This is a genomic window from Aeromonas sp. LsrichE-8G (assembly GCF_022869435.1).
Taxonomy (GTDB): Bacteria; Pseudomonadota; Gammaproteobacteria; order Enterobacterales; family Aeromonadaceae; genus Aeromonas; species Aeromonas caviae.
This window is the reverse complement of sequence record NZ_JALIHH010000046.1, coordinates 22638-38804: the sequence shown is the minus strand read 5'-3', so window position 1 is coordinate 38804 and position 16167 is coordinate 22638. Positions and strand designations below refer to the sequence as shown.

The 16167-nt window shown below is 62.5% G+C and carries 14 protein-coding genes and 1 other RNA gene; 7 read left to right on the top strand and 8 right to left on the bottom strand.

Features of this window, described 5'->3' with window-relative positions; all coding sequences use genetic code 11:
* Nucleotides 1–196: 196 nt before the first annotated feature.
* From MUW49_RS09650 to ahpF, 3 genes are all read left to right on the top strand, one after another.
* Nucleotides 197–643 carry a CBS domain-containing protein gene (locus MUW49_RS09650; RefSeq protein ID WP_010675073.1) on the top strand — a complete coding sequence of 149 codons (447 nt, stop codon included), beginning with the start codon at nucleotides 197–199 and terminating at the stop codon, nucleotides 641–643.
* 629 nt (nucleotides 644–1272) lie between these two features.
* A complete protein-coding gene (gene ahpC, locus MUW49_RS09645) occupies nucleotides 1273–1839 on the top strand; it encodes an alkyl hydroperoxide reductase subunit C (protein WP_010675074.1) in 567 nt (188 codons plus the stop codon).
* A gap of 142 nt (nucleotides 1840–1981) precedes the next feature.
* Nucleotides 1982–3568 carry an alkyl hydroperoxide reductase subunit F gene (gene ahpF, locus MUW49_RS09640; protein WP_039038739.1) on the top strand — a complete coding sequence of 529 codons (1587 nt, stop codon included), beginning with the start codon at nucleotides 1982–1984 and terminating at the stop codon, nucleotides 3566–3568.
* Nucleotides 3569–3684: 116 nt separating this feature from the next.
* Here the strand turns inward: ahpF and MUW49_RS09635 are convergent, their stop codons facing one another.
* Nucleotides 3685–4956 (bottom strand): MFS transporter, encoded by a 1272-nt coding sequence (locus MUW49_RS09635; protein ID WP_161470314.1) that lies wholly within the window; start codon nucleotides 4954–4956, stop codon nucleotides 3685–3687.
* Nucleotides 4957–5072: 116 nt separating this feature from the next.
* Here MUW49_RS09635 and MUW49_RS09630 point away from each other — a divergent pair, with 116 nt between their 5' ends.
* Nucleotides 5073–5318, top strand: coding sequence for a hypothetical protein (locus tag MUW49_RS09630; RefSeq protein ID WP_041215012.1), 246 nt, complete (start codon nucleotides 5073–5075; stop codon nucleotides 5316–5318).
* A gap of 124 nt (nucleotides 5319–5442) precedes the next feature.
* Here the strand turns inward: MUW49_RS09630 and MUW49_RS09625 are convergent, their stop codons facing one another.
* Nucleotides 5443–6192: a class I SAM-dependent methyltransferase gene (locus tag MUW49_RS09625; protein WP_201955898.1), complete on the bottom strand. Its 750-nt coding sequence runs from the start codon at nucleotides 6190–6192 to the stop codon at nucleotides 5443–5445.
* A gap of 228 nt (nucleotides 6193–6420) precedes the next feature.
* Here MUW49_RS09625 and MUW49_RS09620 point away from each other — a divergent pair, with 228 nt between their 5' ends.
* Complete coding sequence (locus MUW49_RS09620) at nucleotides 6421–6906, top strand: VOC family protein (protein WP_201955901.1); 486 nt, start codon at nucleotides 6421–6423, stop codon at nucleotides 6904–6906.
* An 84-nt stretch (nucleotides 6907–6990) separates the two neighbouring features.
* Here the strand turns inward: MUW49_RS09620 and gcvP are convergent, their stop codons facing one another.
* From gcvP to MUW49_RS09590, 6 genes are all read right to left on the bottom strand, one after another.
* Nucleotides 6991–9867, bottom strand: coding sequence for an aminomethyl-transferring glycine dehydrogenase (gene gcvP / locus MUW49_RS09615; RefSeq protein ID WP_171865244.1), 2877 nt, complete (start codon nucleotides 9865–9867; stop codon nucleotides 6991–6993).
* Between the two features lie 232 nt (nucleotides 9868–10099).
* Entirely contained in the window at nucleotides 10100–10489 is a 390-nt protein-coding gene (gcvH, locus tag MUW49_RS09610) for a glycine cleavage system protein GcvH (RefSeq protein WP_010675081.1), read from the bottom strand.
* Nucleotides 10490–10565: 76 nt separating this feature from the next.
* Nucleotides 10566–11663, bottom strand: a complete 1098-nt coding sequence (gcvT, locus tag MUW49_RS09605) for a glycine cleavage system aminomethyltransferase GcvT (protein WP_010675082.1) — start codon at nucleotides 11661–11663, stop codon at nucleotides 10566–10568.
* Between the two features lie 381 nt (nucleotides 11664–12044).
* The gene (locus tag MUW49_RS09600) at nucleotides 12045–13265 is read right to left on the bottom strand and encodes an FAD-dependent 2-octaprenylphenol hydroxylase (protein WP_171865242.1); all 1221 of its coding nucleotides are present in this window, start codon (nucleotides 13263–13265) and stop codon (nucleotides 12045–12047) included.
* 100 nt (nucleotides 13266–13365) lie between these two features.
* The gene (gene ubiH / locus MUW49_RS09595; protein ID WP_171865240.1) at nucleotides 13366–14589 is read right to left on the bottom strand and encodes a 2-octaprenyl-6-methoxyphenyl hydroxylase; all 1224 of its coding nucleotides are present in this window, start codon (nucleotides 14587–14589) and stop codon (nucleotides 13366–13368) included.
* A gap of 187 nt (nucleotides 14590–14776) precedes the next feature.
* Nucleotides 14777–15346, bottom strand: coding sequence for a UPF0149 family protein (locus MUW49_RS09590; protein ID WP_042864005.1), 570 nt, complete (start codon nucleotides 15344–15346; stop codon nucleotides 14777–14779).
* A 173-nt stretch (nucleotides 15347–15519) separates the two neighbouring features.
* Between MUW49_RS09590 and zapA the strand changes: the two genes are divergently transcribed.
* Nucleotides 15520–15852, top strand: a complete 333-nt coding sequence (gene zapA, locus MUW49_RS09585; protein WP_010675086.1) for a cell division protein ZapA — start codon at nucleotides 15520–15522, stop codon at nucleotides 15850–15852.
* Between the two features lie 16 nt (nucleotides 15853–15868).
* Nucleotides 15869–16051, top strand: a non-coding RNA gene (gene ssrS, locus MUW49_RS09580) — 6S RNA.
* Nucleotides 16052–16167 lie beyond the last annotated feature (116 nt).

Here is a 16167-nt window from a genome sequence, read left to right as displayed (position 1 = left end):
AATCGGCGGCTAGTCTAGTTATCCCCCTCTTCCAAGGCAACCCAAAAGACTAAAAACCCAAGGAAGACAAGGGATAGCGGGCCATTTTGTGAGGCTGGGCCCGTTAAAAAACCTTTAAGGTTTTGTATTGACCCCGATCATGTTCTGGCGACGGGGGCTGGGCTAGGGTGGAAGCAGACACACAAGGAGGCCCACCATGATGACCCTCTCCGAGATCATGACTGAACACCCCTTTACTCTGGGTCCGGAAAACAGCGTCAAGCAGGCGATGGAGCTGATGCAGCAGGAGCGGATCCGTCACGTTCCCATCGTCGATGAACACCAGCATCTGCTTGGTCTGGTCACCCTCTCGGACATCCTGGCCACCCGTGAATCCAAGCTGCTGCTGATCAACCCCGAGCGGGAGGCAGAGTTCACCGACAGCGTCCAGCTCGACGAGATCATGACTCGTCAGGTGGCGAGCGTGGATCCCCACGCCGGCATCAAGGAGGCGGCTCTGTATCTGCAGCGCCACAAATATGGCTGTCTACCGGTACTCAAGGGGCGCAAGCTGGTTGGCATCGTCACCGAGTCGGACTTCATCGCCGTGGCCATCAATCTGCTGGAGCTGATGGAGGAACAGGAGCCCCCAACCGACTTTTGATCCCAAAATACTGTAATAAAATTACAATAAAAGCGTTTTCAGCCTAATTTAACGGCTATTCGAGTGAAAGACTTTCAGTTTGACTGTAAAATTACACCACAAAACTTGCGTTGTGACATTCATCACACTATGATGCCCACCATGCAATGGTTGCCGAAGAGGAGATGAGGATTGTGCACCCGCCATCTTCTCTTCATATGTCTGCAAGTTTGCACACCCCGTAGTTAGTCTTTGCTGTAAAGCATATTTATCGCCATTCCTTGTTTGATGACCCGGCCCTGTCTGTGCGACGGCGCCGGGATTTTTTTATCCCTCTTTTTTCTACTGCGCCGCCTCGTCTGCCCCCTTCTCTGCTCACGCAATGAAAACAAATCCGGCCCAGCCCTTGAAAATGTGACATGCAGGACAGAAATTGAACTTCGACAATGAGTTATCTCCGAAGGCCTGAGATATTCATGTTAGGTACAGTTGTGATGATCTATCTAATAAATAGATTTATGTGATTCAAAATTGTGGCTTTGACCGATTAGAAAAAGTCACTATGATGACTCCATCGAAAGTTAAGCGCCTCGTCTGGCACGACTCTTCAACACCAGACAGGCATATGTACATCACCAAGGAGCAAATACATGTCTACCTACATCAACACTGAAATCAAGCCGTTCAACGCCACCGCCTACCACAATGGCAAATTCGTTCAGGTGTCTGACGCTGACCTGAAAGGCAAGTGGTCCGTGGTGTTCTTCTACCCGGCTGATTTCACCTTCGTCTGCCCGACCGAGCTGGGCGACCTGGCCGACAACTACGCCGAATTCCAGAAGCTGGGCGTCGAGATCTACGCCGTCTCCACCGACACCCACTTCACCCACAAGGCCTGGCACGACACTTCTGACACCATCCAGAAGATCCAGTACCCGATGATCGGCGACCCCACCGGCACCATCACCCGCAACTTCGGCGTGATGATCGAAGAAGCTGGCCTGGCTGACCGCGGTACCTTCGTCATCGACCCGCAAGGCGTCATCCAGATCGTTGAAATCAACGCTGGCGGCATCGGCCGTGACGCACTGGAACTGCTGCGCAAGGTCAAGGCTGCCCAGTACGTTGCTTCCCACCCGGGTGAAGTGTGCCCGGCCAAGTGGAAAGAAGGCGACGCCACCCTGGCCCCGTCCCTGGATCTGGTAGGCAAAATCTAAGCCTCCCCGCTCTGAAGACCGGCCCGTTCAAGGGCCGGTCTTGTTTACGGCCCTCAGAAAATGCGCCGGTCTGCTGTGTGGACCTCTGTTTTCTGTACCCGGTCATCGTGCCGACCCGCATTCAGCAAGAAGGAATTCGACCATGTTAGATACCAACCTCAAACAACAACTCAACGGTTACTTGCAGTACATCGTCAATCCCATCGAGATCAGCGTGTCCGGCAATGACAGCGACAAATCCGCCGAACTCCTGGCATTGGCCAGCGAGATAGCCGAGATGTCCCCCAAAATTTCCCTGACCGATGGCACCAATGCCCGCAAGCCTTCCATGAGCATCGCGCCCCAGGGCCAGGCCCCGCGCGTGCACTTTGCCGGCATTCCCATGGGTCATGAATTCACCTCCCTGGTGCTCGCCCTGCTGCAAAGCGGCGGTCACCCCTCCAAGGCCGATCCGGCCGTGCTGGAGCAGGTGAAGAACCTCAAGGGCGAGTTCCACTTCGAGACTTATATTTCACTCTCCTGCCACAACTGTCCGGACGTGGTACAGGCCCTGAACCTGATGTCCACCCTGAATCCCGGCATCACCCACACCATGATCGACGGTGCCCTGTTCCAGGATGAGGTGAACGAGCGTCAAATCATGGCGGTCCCGAACGTCTACCTGAACGGTCAGCCGTTCAGCCAGGGCCGCATCTCGCTGGAAGAGATCGTCGCCAAACTCGACACCGGCGCTGCCGAGCGCAAGGCGCAAGAGCTGAGCGAAAAAGCGCCTTATGACGTGCTGGTGGTGGGCGGTGGCCCGGCCGGCGCCGCCGCGGCCATCTATGCCGCACGCAAAGGCATTCGCACCGCCATTGTCGCCGAACGTTTCGGTGGCCAGGTGATGGACACCGTCGGCATCGAGAACTTCATCTCCGTGCCCTACACCGAGGGCCCCAAGCTGGCCGCCAGCCTGGAGCAGCACGTCAAGCAGTACGGCGTGGAAGTGATCACCGAGCAGCGCGCCGCCGCCATCAGCAAGGATGGTTACGTCAACGTGGACCTCGCCTCCGGTGCCACCTTGAAGAGCCGCGCCGTGATCCTGGCGACCGGTGCCCGCTGGCGCGACCTGAACGTGCCGGGTGAACTCGAGTACCGTACCAAGGGTGTGGCCTACTGCCCCCACTGTGACGGCCCCTTCTTCAAGGGCAAGCGCGTGGCGGTGATCGGTGGCGGCAACTCCGGCATCGAGGCGGCCATCGATCTGGCCGGCATCGTCGAGCACGTCACCGTGGTGGAGTTCGCCGATACCCTGCGTGCCGACGACGTGCTGCAGAAGAAGGCCCGTTCCATGGGCAATATCGACATCATCATGAGCGCCCGCACCACCGAAGTGATCGGCGACGGCAGCAAGGTGGTGGGCATGGACTACGAAGATCGCACTACCGGCGAGATCAAGCATCTGGCGGTAGCCGGCATCTTCGTCCAGATCGGTCTGGTGCCGAACACCGAGTTCCTCAAGGGGAGCGAAGTGGCCCTGACCCGCTTTGGCGAAATCGAGATCGACACCAAGGGTGCCACCTCCCTGCCCGGCGTCTATGCCGCAGGGGATGCCACCACGGTGCCGTTCAAGCAGATCATCATCTCCATGGGGGCAGGTGCCACCGCCGCCCTGGGTGCGTTTGATTACCTCATTCGCAACCCGGCGCCGGAAGCACAAGCTACCCAGGCCGATGCCGTGACCGCCTGATAACCGCCCAACAAAAAACCGACTCCCTGGAGTCGGTTTTTTTATCCCTGTCGTTGGGTCGCCAGCCTTCAGCGCCCCTGCGGCGCGTCCCTCTCCTGCCCCTCTTCACTCACCGCTCACTCTTCTGCATCAGGCACGGCATAGCTCGCCGGCACTGCCTCCCCTTCCAGATCCGTTCTTGGCTCCAGCTCCGCCGTCATGGGGGTGTTGGGGGGCACCGGCATGAAGACCTGATGCTCCGTCAGCGGAATGGGGGCTCGCTTACGCCTGCGCCAGCCGAGATAGGCCGACAGCAGCAGACCGCACAGGGCAAAGTAGACGAACAGCCCCTGTGGTCCGAACGTTGCCATGGTAAAGGGGGCCAGCAGCGGACCCGTCATGGCTCCCAGGCTGTAGGCAAGCAGCAACCCCTGGTTTGCCCCCAGCACCTGATCCGGGCGCAGTTCATCGCAGGCATGGCTGAGGCTCAAGGGATAGATGGAGAACGCCATGCCCCCCAGCAGGAAGACAAGAGTCCCCTCGATTGGCTCGCGCCAGGGCCCCGGCAGCAGCACCATCAGCAACGCGATCAGGGTCAGCAGGGCGCAGAGCAGCAGGATCACCAACCGTCTGTCGTAACGATCAGATGCACGCCCGATGGGATACTGCAGACACATCCCCCCCAGGATCACCAGCGCCATCATGTCCGCCACCTGGGAGAGGGAGGCGCCGCTGTCGGTGAAATAGAGCGGCAACAGCCCATAGATGGCCCCGAGGATGAGGCCCGAGGTAAAGCTGCTGCCCATCCCCGCCGGAGTGAGGCGCACCAGCTCCAGCACTCCCACCGGCTGGGGTGCCACCATGGCCGGCGTCGCCACCCGGGAGAGCGCCAAAGGCACTACGGAGAGGGTCGCCGCCATGGCGCACAGGGCGAACGGCGTCAGCACCATGGGGTCCACCTGCTTGAGCAGCAGCTGGCCCAGGGCGAGTGAGCCGTACAGCAGGATCATGTAGAGGGACATCAACCGCCCCCGGTTCGCCGGGGTGCTTGAGACCAGCATCCAGGACTCCAGCACCACGAACAGGCCGCCGGTGGCAAACCCCCCGATCAGCCGCAGCGCCGCCCAGGTGACAGGCTCCACCACCATGCCGTGCAGCAGAAACAGAAAACAGAGCAGGGAGGCATAAGCCGCATAGGCCCGGATATGACCCACCCGGATGATGAGGCGGGCATTGATGAAGGTCCCCAGCACCAGGCCGCCGAAATAGGCAGCCGACACCAGACCGATGGCCTGGGCGGACACCTGCTCGGCGGAGAGACGCACCGTCAGCAGGGTATTGAACAGACCGTGACCCAGAATGAAGATCACCAGACTGGTCAGGGGGGACAGCAACCTTGTCAGTGCCATGGAGCCTCCTCGCAACAAAAGGGTCATGGTAGCCCCTGCCTCCCGCCCCCTTCAACCCGAATGCCCTCCCCCTGCGGGGCTATGCTTGACGGGAACCCCACATGGAGATCCGAAAGATGAGACTCATGCTGTTGTTGGCTGCCCTGCTCTTTTGCGGCAGCGCCCTCGCCTTCCACTGCCCCATGGACATGAAGAAGATAGACGACGCCCTGGCCGCAGGCCCCGCCCTCAGTGCCGAGCAACTGGCCGAGGTGAAGCAGTTGAGGGCGGACGGAGAGACCCTGCACAACGCGGGCAAGCATCAGGAATCGGTCGATACCCTGGCCAAGGCCATGGCCATTCTCGGCATCGATCAGGGCTGATACCGCCCCTTCGCCGCGCAACGGTCTCATTCGCATCGCCCGGATGCAGACCGCCAAAATGAAACAAGGCCCTCGCCATCACTGGCGGGGGCCTTTTCACTGCGGATGTCAGCGCTGAACGGGGCTACACCCGGCCACTGTAGACCAGGGTGGAATAGTTGAAGGCTATCTTGCCGTCAACGGCATGGCGAGCAAACTCGCGGCGAACGAGCGCCGTCATCTGATCGTGGGCCGGCGTGCCCGCCACAGGCGCATAGGAGGAGGAGTTGAGCCGTCCAAGCACCCCGTCAAGATCGAATAGCTGGCTGTTCTCGAAGCGATCGAGCCGGTACTCCCCGGTGAAGAAGGCGCGAAAATCCGCCTCACCGAGGTTGCGATGATTGACCTCCTCGTAATCCCCCGAGTAGGCGTGCAGCCCCTCTTCATAGGCCTTGAGAAACGGGGTGTTCGTCAGCCTGTCATTCCAGATGAGGGCGACCTGGCCACCGGGCTTGAGCAGCCGCTGGCACTCCTGCCGAAAAGCCGCGCGATCGAACCAGTGAAACGCCTGGGCGACCGTGACCAGATCCATCGCCCCCGTGGGCAGGCCCGTGGCTTCCGCACTGCCGTGCAGCCAGCCGATGTTCCCCACCTGGGCGAGCAGCCGTTTGGCGGCTGCCCGCATATCGTCGTTGGGCTCCACCGCCCAGACCCGCGCGACCCGGGGGGCCAGCAGGGCGGTCAGGATGCCGGTGCCGGCGCCGATGTCGGCCACCTGGGACTCGGGCCCCATGGCCAGCTCCCTTGCCAGAAAATCCAGCATGGCGGCGGGATAACCGGGTCGATATTTCACATAGGCCTCGACCCGGGTCGAGAATCGCTGGGTACTGTCCATGGCAGACTCCTCTCTTGCTGCGGCCTTCATGCCGGCTCCCGGCCTGGTGACCAGGATCCCCATGCCACTACACTTGACCCCATCATGCAAGCCCCAAGCGGGTGGCAAACGGCGTACAGGCTGGCTTGTCACCCAGCGAAGCAGCAGGCGCTGCGGGCGGCAGGATACCCATCGGGGCGCCCGCTCACGGGCGTCGAAGGACAAACACCAGGATGGAGCTGCGACACAATGAGACCAGTCAAGAACAGGATTTGCCTCTGGTATGACGGGGATGCCGAGGAGGCGGCACGGTTTTACGCCAGCCTCTTCCCCGACTCCGCAGTCGGTGCCGTACACCGGGCCCCGGCCGACTATCCCGCTGGCAAGGAAGGAGACGTGCTGACGGTCGAGTTCAGGGTGATGGGGATCCCCTGCCTCGGCCTCAACGGCGGGCCCGGGGTCAGCCACAACTGGGCGTTCTCGTTTCAGGTGGCTACCCAGGACCAGGCCGAGACGGATCGCTACTGGCACGCCATCATCGACCATGGCGGTCAGGCGAGCGAGTGCGGCTGGTGTCAGGACAAGTGGGGCATCTCCTGGCAGATCACCCCTCAGGTCCTCACCGAGGCGATCACCGATCCCGACCCCGAGGCTGCGAGGCGCGCCTTCGAGGCCATGATGCAGATGGACAAGATTGACATTGCCACCATCGAGGCGGCGCGCCGGGGCGAGTAGCCCGTTCGCGCGGGCGCCACACACAACAAGGCCACCCCTGGGGTGGCCTTGTGCGTATTGGCTGTCAGTCCTACAGCGCCGCGATTACTTGGCGTAATCCTCGGTGGGCACGCAGGAGCAGAACAGGTTGCGATCGCCATAGACGTCGTCGATGCGGTTGACCGACGGCCACAGCTTGCTGGCGCGCACGGCGTCGGACGGGAAGACCGCCTCGGCGCGGCTGTAGCCACGGTTCCACTCTGCATCCATCACGTCGTCCTGGGTGTGCGGCGCATGGACCAGGGGGTTGTCGGCGAGGCTCCAGTGACCGTCCTGCACCCGGGCAATCTCGGCGCGGATGGCGGTCATGGCTTCCACGAAGCGATCCAGCTCGCGCTTGGATTCGGATTCGGTCGGCTCGACCATCAGGGTACCCGCTACCGGAAAGCTCATGGTCGGCGCGTGGAAGCCGTAGTCCATCAGGCGCTTGGCCACGTCCATCTCGCTGATGCCACTGGCTTCTTTGAGCGGGCGGATGTCCAGGATGCACTCGTGGGCCACCCGACCGTTGCGACCTGTATAGAGCACGGGGAAGGACTCGCCGAGCTTCTTGGCCAGGTAGTTGGCGTTGAGGATGGCGACCTGGGTGGATTTCTTGAGCCCCTCGTCACCCAGCATGGCGATGTACATCCAGCTGATGGGCAGGATGCTGGCCGAGCCGAACGGGGCGGCAGACACGGCGCCGTTGTCACGGCTCTCCTTGTCGGTCTTGACCACGGCGTGACCGGCCACAAACGGTGCCAGGTGTTTCTTCACGCCGATGGGGCCCATGCCCGGACCACCACCGCCATGAGGAATGGCGAAGGTCTTGTGCAGGTTGAGGTGAGAGACGTCCGCGCCGATAAAGCCTGGCGCCGTCAGCCCGACCTGCGCGTTCATGTTGGCGCCGTCGAGGTACACCTGACCACCATACTGGTGAACGATGTCGCACACCTCCTTGATGGTCTCCTCGTACACCCCGTGGGTGGAGGGGTAGGTCACCATCAGGCAGGAGAGCTGGTCTCCGACCTCGGCGGCCTTGGCCCGCAGGTCGTCCAGATCCACGTTGCCTGCCTTGTCACAGGCGGTGACGATGACCTTGAGGCCCGCCATCTGGGCGGAAGCCGGGTTGGTGCCGTGGGCAGAGGCCGGGATGAGGCAGACATCGCGATGCCCCTCGCCGCGAGACTCGTGGTACTTCTTGATGGCCAAGAGGCCCGCGTATTCGCCCTGAGCGCCGGAGTTGGGCTGCATGCAAACCGCATCGTAGCCGGTCACCTTCACCAGCCAGTCTTCCAGATCTGCCAGCAGCAGCTGGTAACCCTGGGTCTGCTTGAGCGGCGCGAAGGGGTGCAGCTTGCCGAATTCAGGCCAGGTCACCGGGATCATCTCGGCGGTGGCGTTGAGCTTCATGGTGCAGGAGCCCAAGGAGATCATGGCGTAGTTCAGGGCCAGATCTTTCGCTTCGAGACGGTGGATGTAGCGCAGCATCTCGGTCTCGGAGTGGTACTTGTTGAATACCTCGTGGGTCAGCACGGCGTCGGTGCGCAGCAGGTCTTGCGGAATGGCGTGATGAGTCTGGGCGGCCTGGTCGAGGGCCTCCACATCGAGGCCGTGACCCGCCCCAAGGAACAGGTCGAACAGCTCGGCCACATCGCCTCGGGTGGTGGTTTCAGAGAGGGACACACCGAGCGCACCGTCCAGATCCGCACGCAGGTTGATACCGAGCCCTTCGGCCTTGGCAATGAGTGCAGCCTTGTCCGACGTCAGGACTGTGAGGGTATCGAACCAGCTTCCGTGCTTGAGGGCCACGCCCTTGGCGGTGAGGCCGAGCGCCAGGATGGTGGTCAGACGGTGCACGCGGGAGGCGATGGTCTTGAGCCCCACCGGGCCGTGGTAGACGGCGTAGAAGCTCGCCATGTTGGCCAGCAGCACCTGGGCGGTACAGATGTTGGAGTTGGCCTTCTCGCGGCGGATGTGCTGCTCGCGGGTCTGCATGGCCATGCGCAGGGCGCTCTTGCCACGGGCATCCTTGGAGACGCCGATGATCCGGCCCGGCATGGAGCGCTTGTAGGCGTCGCGGGTGGCGAAGAAGGCGGCGTGGGGGCCACCGTAACCCATGGGCACACCGAAGCGCTGGGCACTGCCGAACACCACGTCGGCACCCAGTTCACCTGGGGATTTGAGCAGCAGCAGGGAGAGCATGTCGGTCCCGACGCAGGCCAGCCCCTTCTGGGCCTGGACGGCGGCAATGAGGGAACGCAGATCGGCCACATTGCCGGTGGTGCCCGGGTACTGGAACATGGCACCGAATACCTCTTCGCTCACGGCCTCGCCCGCAGGGCCGACCACCACATCGAAACCGAAGTGGACCGCGCGCTCCTTGACCACGTCGATCACCTGGGGGTGAACGTCGTCGGCCACGAAGAAGAGGTTGGATTTGGATTTGGCCATGCGCTTGGCCAGCGCCATGGCTTCAGCGGCGGCGGTGGCTTCATCGAGCAGGGAGGCGCTCGCCAGATCCATGCCGGTCAAGTCCAGGGTCAGCTGCTGGAAGTTGAGCAGGGCTTCGAGACGGCCCTGGGCCAGCTCGGGCTGATAGGGGGTGTAGGCGGTGTACCAGCCCGGGTTTTCCAGCACGTTGCGCAGGATGACGTGGGGCACGTGGGTGTCGTGGTAGCCCATGCCGATGTAGCTCTTGGCGATCTGGTTCTTGGCCGCATAGCCCTTGAGCTTGGCCAGGGCCTCCACTTCGGTCATGGGGGCGCCGATACCAAGCGGCCCCGGACGACGGATGGCGGCGGGGACCGTCTGCTCAATCAGATCGTCCAGGCTCTCGGCCCCCACGGTGGCGAGCAGGGCCCGCAGTTCTTCCTCACCCGGGCCGATATGACGGCGGATGAAATCGGTTTTTTGCTCGAGTTCAAACAGTGACTGGGTCATTTCCCTATTTCCTGGTAATAGGTCCTGGCATGACATCCTGACAACCAAGACCTGATGTTCCTGTAGCCGGTCGAAACCGGCTCCACTCATGTTCTGTGTCCGCCGCGGGCAGACGGGGAATGCGGCAAGGGCATCCCGAAGGCGCAAAGGCTGCGCCCATTCTGCAACCGCCATGGCCGCAGGATGGCAGTCATACAAGAGGGCCCTGCTGTGTTGGCAGGGCCCGGGGGCATTACTCTTCGTCCACCACGTTCTGGTAGCCTTCGGCATCCAGCAGGTTGGCGAGCTCGCCCGCGTCGTCCAGCTTGATGCGGAACAGCCAGCCGGCGCCGTAGGGGTCGGAGTTGACCAGCTCGGGGCTGCCTTCCAGCTCCTCGTTGACGGCCAGGATCTCGCCGCTCACCGGGCTGTAGATGTCGGAGGCGGCCTTGACGGACTCCGCCACGGCGCAATCTTCACCGGCGCTCACCTGCTTGCCCACTTCCGGCAGATCGACGAACACCATGTCCCCCAGCAGATCCTGGGCGTGCTCGGTGATGCCGACCACGGCTTCGCCGTTGGCTTCAACACGGACCCACTCGTGGGAGGTGGCATATTTCAGTTCGCTCGGGATATGGCTCATTTGTGCTTCCTTTATGCTCTTGGATCGCTTCAACAAAAATGGGGCGGCGAAGGTCAACCCTCGCCGCAATCAATGATTACACCAGCGGCTGGCCGTTGCGCACGAAGGCCGGCTTGGTGACTTTCACGGTGACCTGCTTCTTGCGGATCTCCACCTGGGCCTGTTCACCGATATCACGGGGCACCCGCGCCAGGGCAATGCTGTAACCCAGGGTGGGCGAGAAGGAGCCGGAGGTGATCACCCCTTCCCGTGTCTCGCCGCTCTCGCTGGTGAAGGTGACCGGCATGCCGGCACGCAGCACGCCCTTTTCTTCCATCACCAGACCCACCAGCTTGGGCTGGTTGCCGGCGGCCTTCTGGGCTTCCAGGGCGGCGCGGCCGATGAATTGGCGGGAGGCAGGCTCCCAGGCCAGGGTCCAGGCCATGTTGGCGGCGAGCGGAGAGATTGACTCGTCCATGTCCTGACCGTAGAGGTTCATGCCCGCTTCCAGGCGCAGGGTATCACGGGCACCCAGGCCACAAGGGGCCACGCCGTTGTCCAGCAGGGCCTGCCACAGATCGCACGCCTTCTCTTGGGGGACCACGATCTCGTAGCCATCTTCGCCGGTGTAGCCGGTGGTGGCGATGAAGAGATCCCCGGCCTGCACACCGAAGAAGGGCTTCATCCCTTCGACCGCCGCATTCTGCTCGGGGGTGAACACCTTGGCCGCCTTGGCCTTGGCGTGGGGGCCCTGCACCGCGATCATGGCAAGCTCGGGGCGCTCGGTCACGCTCACGGCAAAGTCGATGGCGTGATGGCGGATCCAGGCCAGATCCTTCTCGCGGGTGGCGGAGTTCACCACCAGGCGGTAGAAGGTATCGGTCAGGAAATAGGTGATGAGGTCATCGATGACGCCGCCTTCCGGATTGAGCATGCCACTGTAGAGGGCCTTGCCGGGGACGGTGAGTTTGGCCACGTCGTTGGCCAGCAGGTGTTGCAGGAAGGCTTTGACCCGCTCGCCGGTCAAATCGACGATGGTCATGTGGGAGACATCGAACATGCCTGCATCGGTGCGCACCACATGGTGCTCTTCCAACTGGGAACCGTAGTTGATGGGCATCTCCCAACCGTGGAAGTCCACCATCTTGGCACCCGCTTCCAGGTGTTTCGGATGCAATACAGTAGTCTGGATCATCGCTGTGTTTCCTTAAGCGTTCGCGACAACACTCGCAATCCGCCCCGGCTCGTCGGGAACTACGGACCACAAGCTCTGTGCTCGTTCCCGCCCGGGCGGGCAGGAGTGATTCCTTGAACGGAGCGGATTATATGACAAGCGTGCCAGGGCACCGCTCAAAAAAAACTAATCCTCACCCAACTCACTGACACCAGACACTAAGGCAAAAACAGTGATAAAAACAGCCAAAACCGCGCCATTACGGGATTTAATGTTGATTTTTACCGTCCCGTCACAATTTACAGAAAAACGTTTCGCTTCTCGCCAACATTAAAGGCTGACACCCCGAAGGGGCATCTCGCCCTGTCAGATTAGTTTTTTTGTTAAAACCCCGGGGTAATATTAGATTTTTTCACCTTTGGCCAGGGTGGGCAGCTCCCCATCCAGCCCCATGGCGGCCCGGATCATGCCCTGCTTGAGGGGACCAAGACCGTCGACGGCGCGAAGCCCCACCCCGCGCACCAGCTTCTTGAGGGGGTTGCTGCCCGCAAACAGTCGCTTGAGCCCCTCCATGGCCGCCAGCATGCGCGCCGCCTCGCTCTTGCGCCAGCGCTCGTAGCCCCGCAGGTTGGCGAGCAGGCCGATGTCCGCGCCCTTGCCGTGATGAATGAGGATCTGCTCCGCCAGGGCGGCGGCATCCAGCAAGCCCAGATTCACGCCCTGCCCCGCCAGCGGGTGGATGGTGTGGGCCGCATCCCCCACCAGCACCAGGCGCTCGCGGGCAAAGTCGCGGGCGTAGCGGGCGGTGAGCGGAATGGCGCTGCGAGCCCCCTCCACCTTGCACAGCCCGAGGCGCCCATCAAAGGCGGCGGTGAGCTGGCGGTTGAAGCCGTCGTCATCCAGGGCGCAGAGCGCCTCGGCGCGGGCCGCGGGCACAGACCACACGATGGAGCAGAGGTCGGGCTGCCACAGGGGCAGGAAGGCGAGCGGCCCCTGGGGGGTGAAGATCTGGCGCGCCACCGCCTCATGGGGCTCGGCACAACGCACCGTCGCCACCAGGGCGTGATGACCGTAATCCCAGCTGGTGAGGGGAATGTCTGCCTGACGGCGCACCCAGGAGTGGGCGCCGTCGGCGGCCACCAGCAGCTTGGCCGAGAGGGCCCGGCCATCTTCCAGCAGCAGCAGGGCGCCCGCTGGCCCGCACTGCAGGCTGGTGGCCCGGGCCGGGGTCAGCATCTGGATATTGCTGGCCCCCGCGATGGCGTCCAGCAGCGCAAGCTGGATCACCCGGTTCTCGACGATGTGGCCAAGGGCCCCCTGACGCAGGCTGGCGGCATCGAAATCGATGTGGCCGAAACTGTCCTGCTCCCACACCTGCATCTTCTCGTAGGGCTGCAGGCGGCGCGCCACTATGCCGTCCCAGGCGCCGACCCCTTGCAGGATGTGCTGACTCGCGAGGCTCAGGGCACTGACCCTGTTGTCCGGCGTCTCACCGAGCGTTGCATCGGGCAGCCGGCCTTCCACGATGGCCACCTTGATCGCCCGGTTCTTGAGGGCGGCAGCGAGCCCCAGGCCCACCATGCCCCCCCCCACGATCACCACATCCACATCTTGCATCTGCATTCTCTTGTGTCCTTTCCGGGCGAGTCGCCAGGATCTGCGAGGCGACGCCCACAGGCGTGCCTCTTGCTCGAAATCGTCTTTGCCGCCGGTGCGACAGCGCTTATTGGCCGCACACCTCGCCCACGAATCCCAGGGTGCGGGAGGCGAGCGGTGCCTTGATCCAGGGCACTCTGCCCATCAGGGAGAGCGCCAGATTGCGGCCCACCACCAGGGGAGCGTGATGGTTTGAGAAGAGCTGGGCCAGGGAGGACGTGAGCCAGACGGTCTGGGCCTGATCGTCACGCCGCTGCTGCCAGTAGCCGCTTAGCACCTCAAAGCCGCCGATGTCTTCCCCCGCCGCGAGCGCACGGGCCAGGGTCCGGGTCAGCACGTCCAGATCCCGCATGCCGAGGTTGAACCCCTGACCGGCGATGGGATGCAGCAGGTGAGCGGCGTTGCCCACCAGCACGGTACGCTGGGCCAGGGGATAGTCGGCCACCGTCAGCACCAGGGGGTAGAGGTTGCGCGCCCCTGTGCGCACGAAGCGCCCGAGTCGCCAGCCAAAGGCCTGCTGCAGACGGGCGAGAAAGGCGGCATCATCCAGCGCCATCAGGGCCTGTGCCTCGTCCCGCGGGACGCTCCACACCAGAGAGGAGAGGCCGTCCTGCATGGGCAGCAGGGCCAACGGCCCTCCGTCGGTGAAGCGCTCGAAGGCCCGCCCGGCGGGATCCTCGGCGGTCTTGACGGTGGCGATGATGGCGCTCTGGCCATAATCGTGGCGACTGACCGGCATCTTGAAATGCTGGCGCACGAAGGAGTGGCCCCCGTCGGCCGCCACCAGCAGCCGGGTGCGGTAGCGCGCGCCCCCCTCCAGGGCGAGCGTCACTCCCCCCTCGTCGGGGTCGATGGCCTCAAGCCTGGCCGGGCACAACATACGGATCTGCGGGCAGGCGGCGATCGCCTCTTGCAGCACGATGCCCGCCGCCGACAGCTCGATCACCTGACCGAGGGCGGGCAAGCCATACTCCGCCGCCGACAGCCGGGTCTGGCCACAGTGGCCCCGATCCGACACATGGATATGGTTGATGGGGGAGCAGTGGGGTACCAGGTGCGGCCAGAGGCCGTGACGGGCCAGCGCCTCGCAGGTACCGGCGGAAAGCGCGATGGCACGGGCATCGAAACCGGGATGAGCATTGAGCTCGGGCGCACTCGCCTCCAGCAGCAGGATCTGCAGGGGGGCGCCATCCTGTCCTTTCAGGGCGGCAAGGGAGAGGGCCAGCACGGCACCGCTCATACCACCGCCGACGATAGCCACGTCGACGTGAACCAGATCAGATTGAGACATGAGAAGAGGGCATAGGCGAAAAAACGTGGGCCAATCCTACCACAAAGGTGGCGGACGGGATGCGAAGCCACGGGCAAAAAACCGCTTTGGCACCATGGGTTAGCAGAGTGCCTCCCCTGCTCTCACCCCTTGTAAAACAGAAAGAGCGCCGTGATGCGCTCTTTCATTGACCCGCTGGGCGGGCAGATCAGTGCAGGGTCGGCGGCGTACTCGGCGCGGCCGGGCGCTTGCCAAACTCCTCGAACGCCATCATGACCCCGAGGCGCACGTGTTCGTAGAGCACCAGGAAGGAGGCTTCGTTCTCTTCATCTTCCTGATCGAACTCGGCAGAGACCTGGGTGATGCTGGCGATGTCCTGAATCATCTCCTGCAGCTCTTCGGATGCCTTGGAGAGCTCCTGTTGGACCACGCCAAAGCCGGCCAGGAAGGCCTGGGACCAGTCCACCAGCGAGTCGATGCGCTCATCGAGCGGCGCCTCGTCGCTTGGCAGCAGCAGCTCTACGCCCTTTTGTGCCATCAGGCTCTCGATCACCTCGTGATAGAGGTCGGTCATCACCTGGCGCACCGGTGCCGGCAGACCGAAACCGTCGTTGATCAGATCATTGAAATGGGGCTGCCAGCTTTTGTCGTCCAGGGCCACGCCACCGCACACCAGGCCGCAGATCACGCCATGGGCCTCGACGGCCGTCGCCATGAGGTCGTGCTGTGCCATCAGGTCCGCCACGGCGGCGTATTTCAGGGGGTTTGTTTTGCTCATCTAGGATCCGCTCAAAGTTCAGGCAAATATGCAGAATTTATGGCCGAGATCCTAGCATTCTCCCCCTGCCAGAGCCAGCAAGGCCTTGAAACTTCTGCATCTGCGCTATATAGTCCCGCCCAGTTGTCCACGTGGATATAGGCGGAAATCAGCCCCGCCGTATTGAGGAAGGCATGAGCATAGAGGCCGTAGAAATCGTCATTCTGGGACGTCCCTACAAGGTGTCCTGTCCCCTGGGACAACAAGATGCCCTGCGCCAGGCCGCCGACCAGCTGACCGACAAGCTCATCGAGCTTCGTCAACGTTCCAAGGTCTCCAGCAACGAACAGCTGGCCGTCATGGCAGCGCTCAATTTCTGTCATGAGCTCTGCCTTGAAAAAGAGAAAAACCACCAATACTCTGAGACCATGGACAAGCGGATCAAGATGCTGCAACGCACCATCGAAGCCGCCTTGATCGAGCACGGACAATACGGTGAATCCAGCGAAGAGGCGCAACAGCCCTAATCGCACCGAGTTTTGAAATTCCCTGGAGTGTTTGTCAGCCGGTTCAAGTCCCCGAGCCGATATTCATACCAAACAGGGGGTCTGCCTTCTGGCTATTGAGCATGCTCGGCCCGACCGAGAAGCCTGCGGCCAGATTAGATCTCCGCCTTGAACCGACGGTTCAAGGGCCCAAACCGGCAACGGCATCTCCGGGGTACCTATCCAAAAAAGCCCGTCATCACGACGGGCTTTTTCTTTGCCTGCGCGGCAACCCCCTTCCACTCCCCTGCGGCGTCTCGCCACCCGGCAGGAGGCAGTAAAAAGCCCGCCAACGGG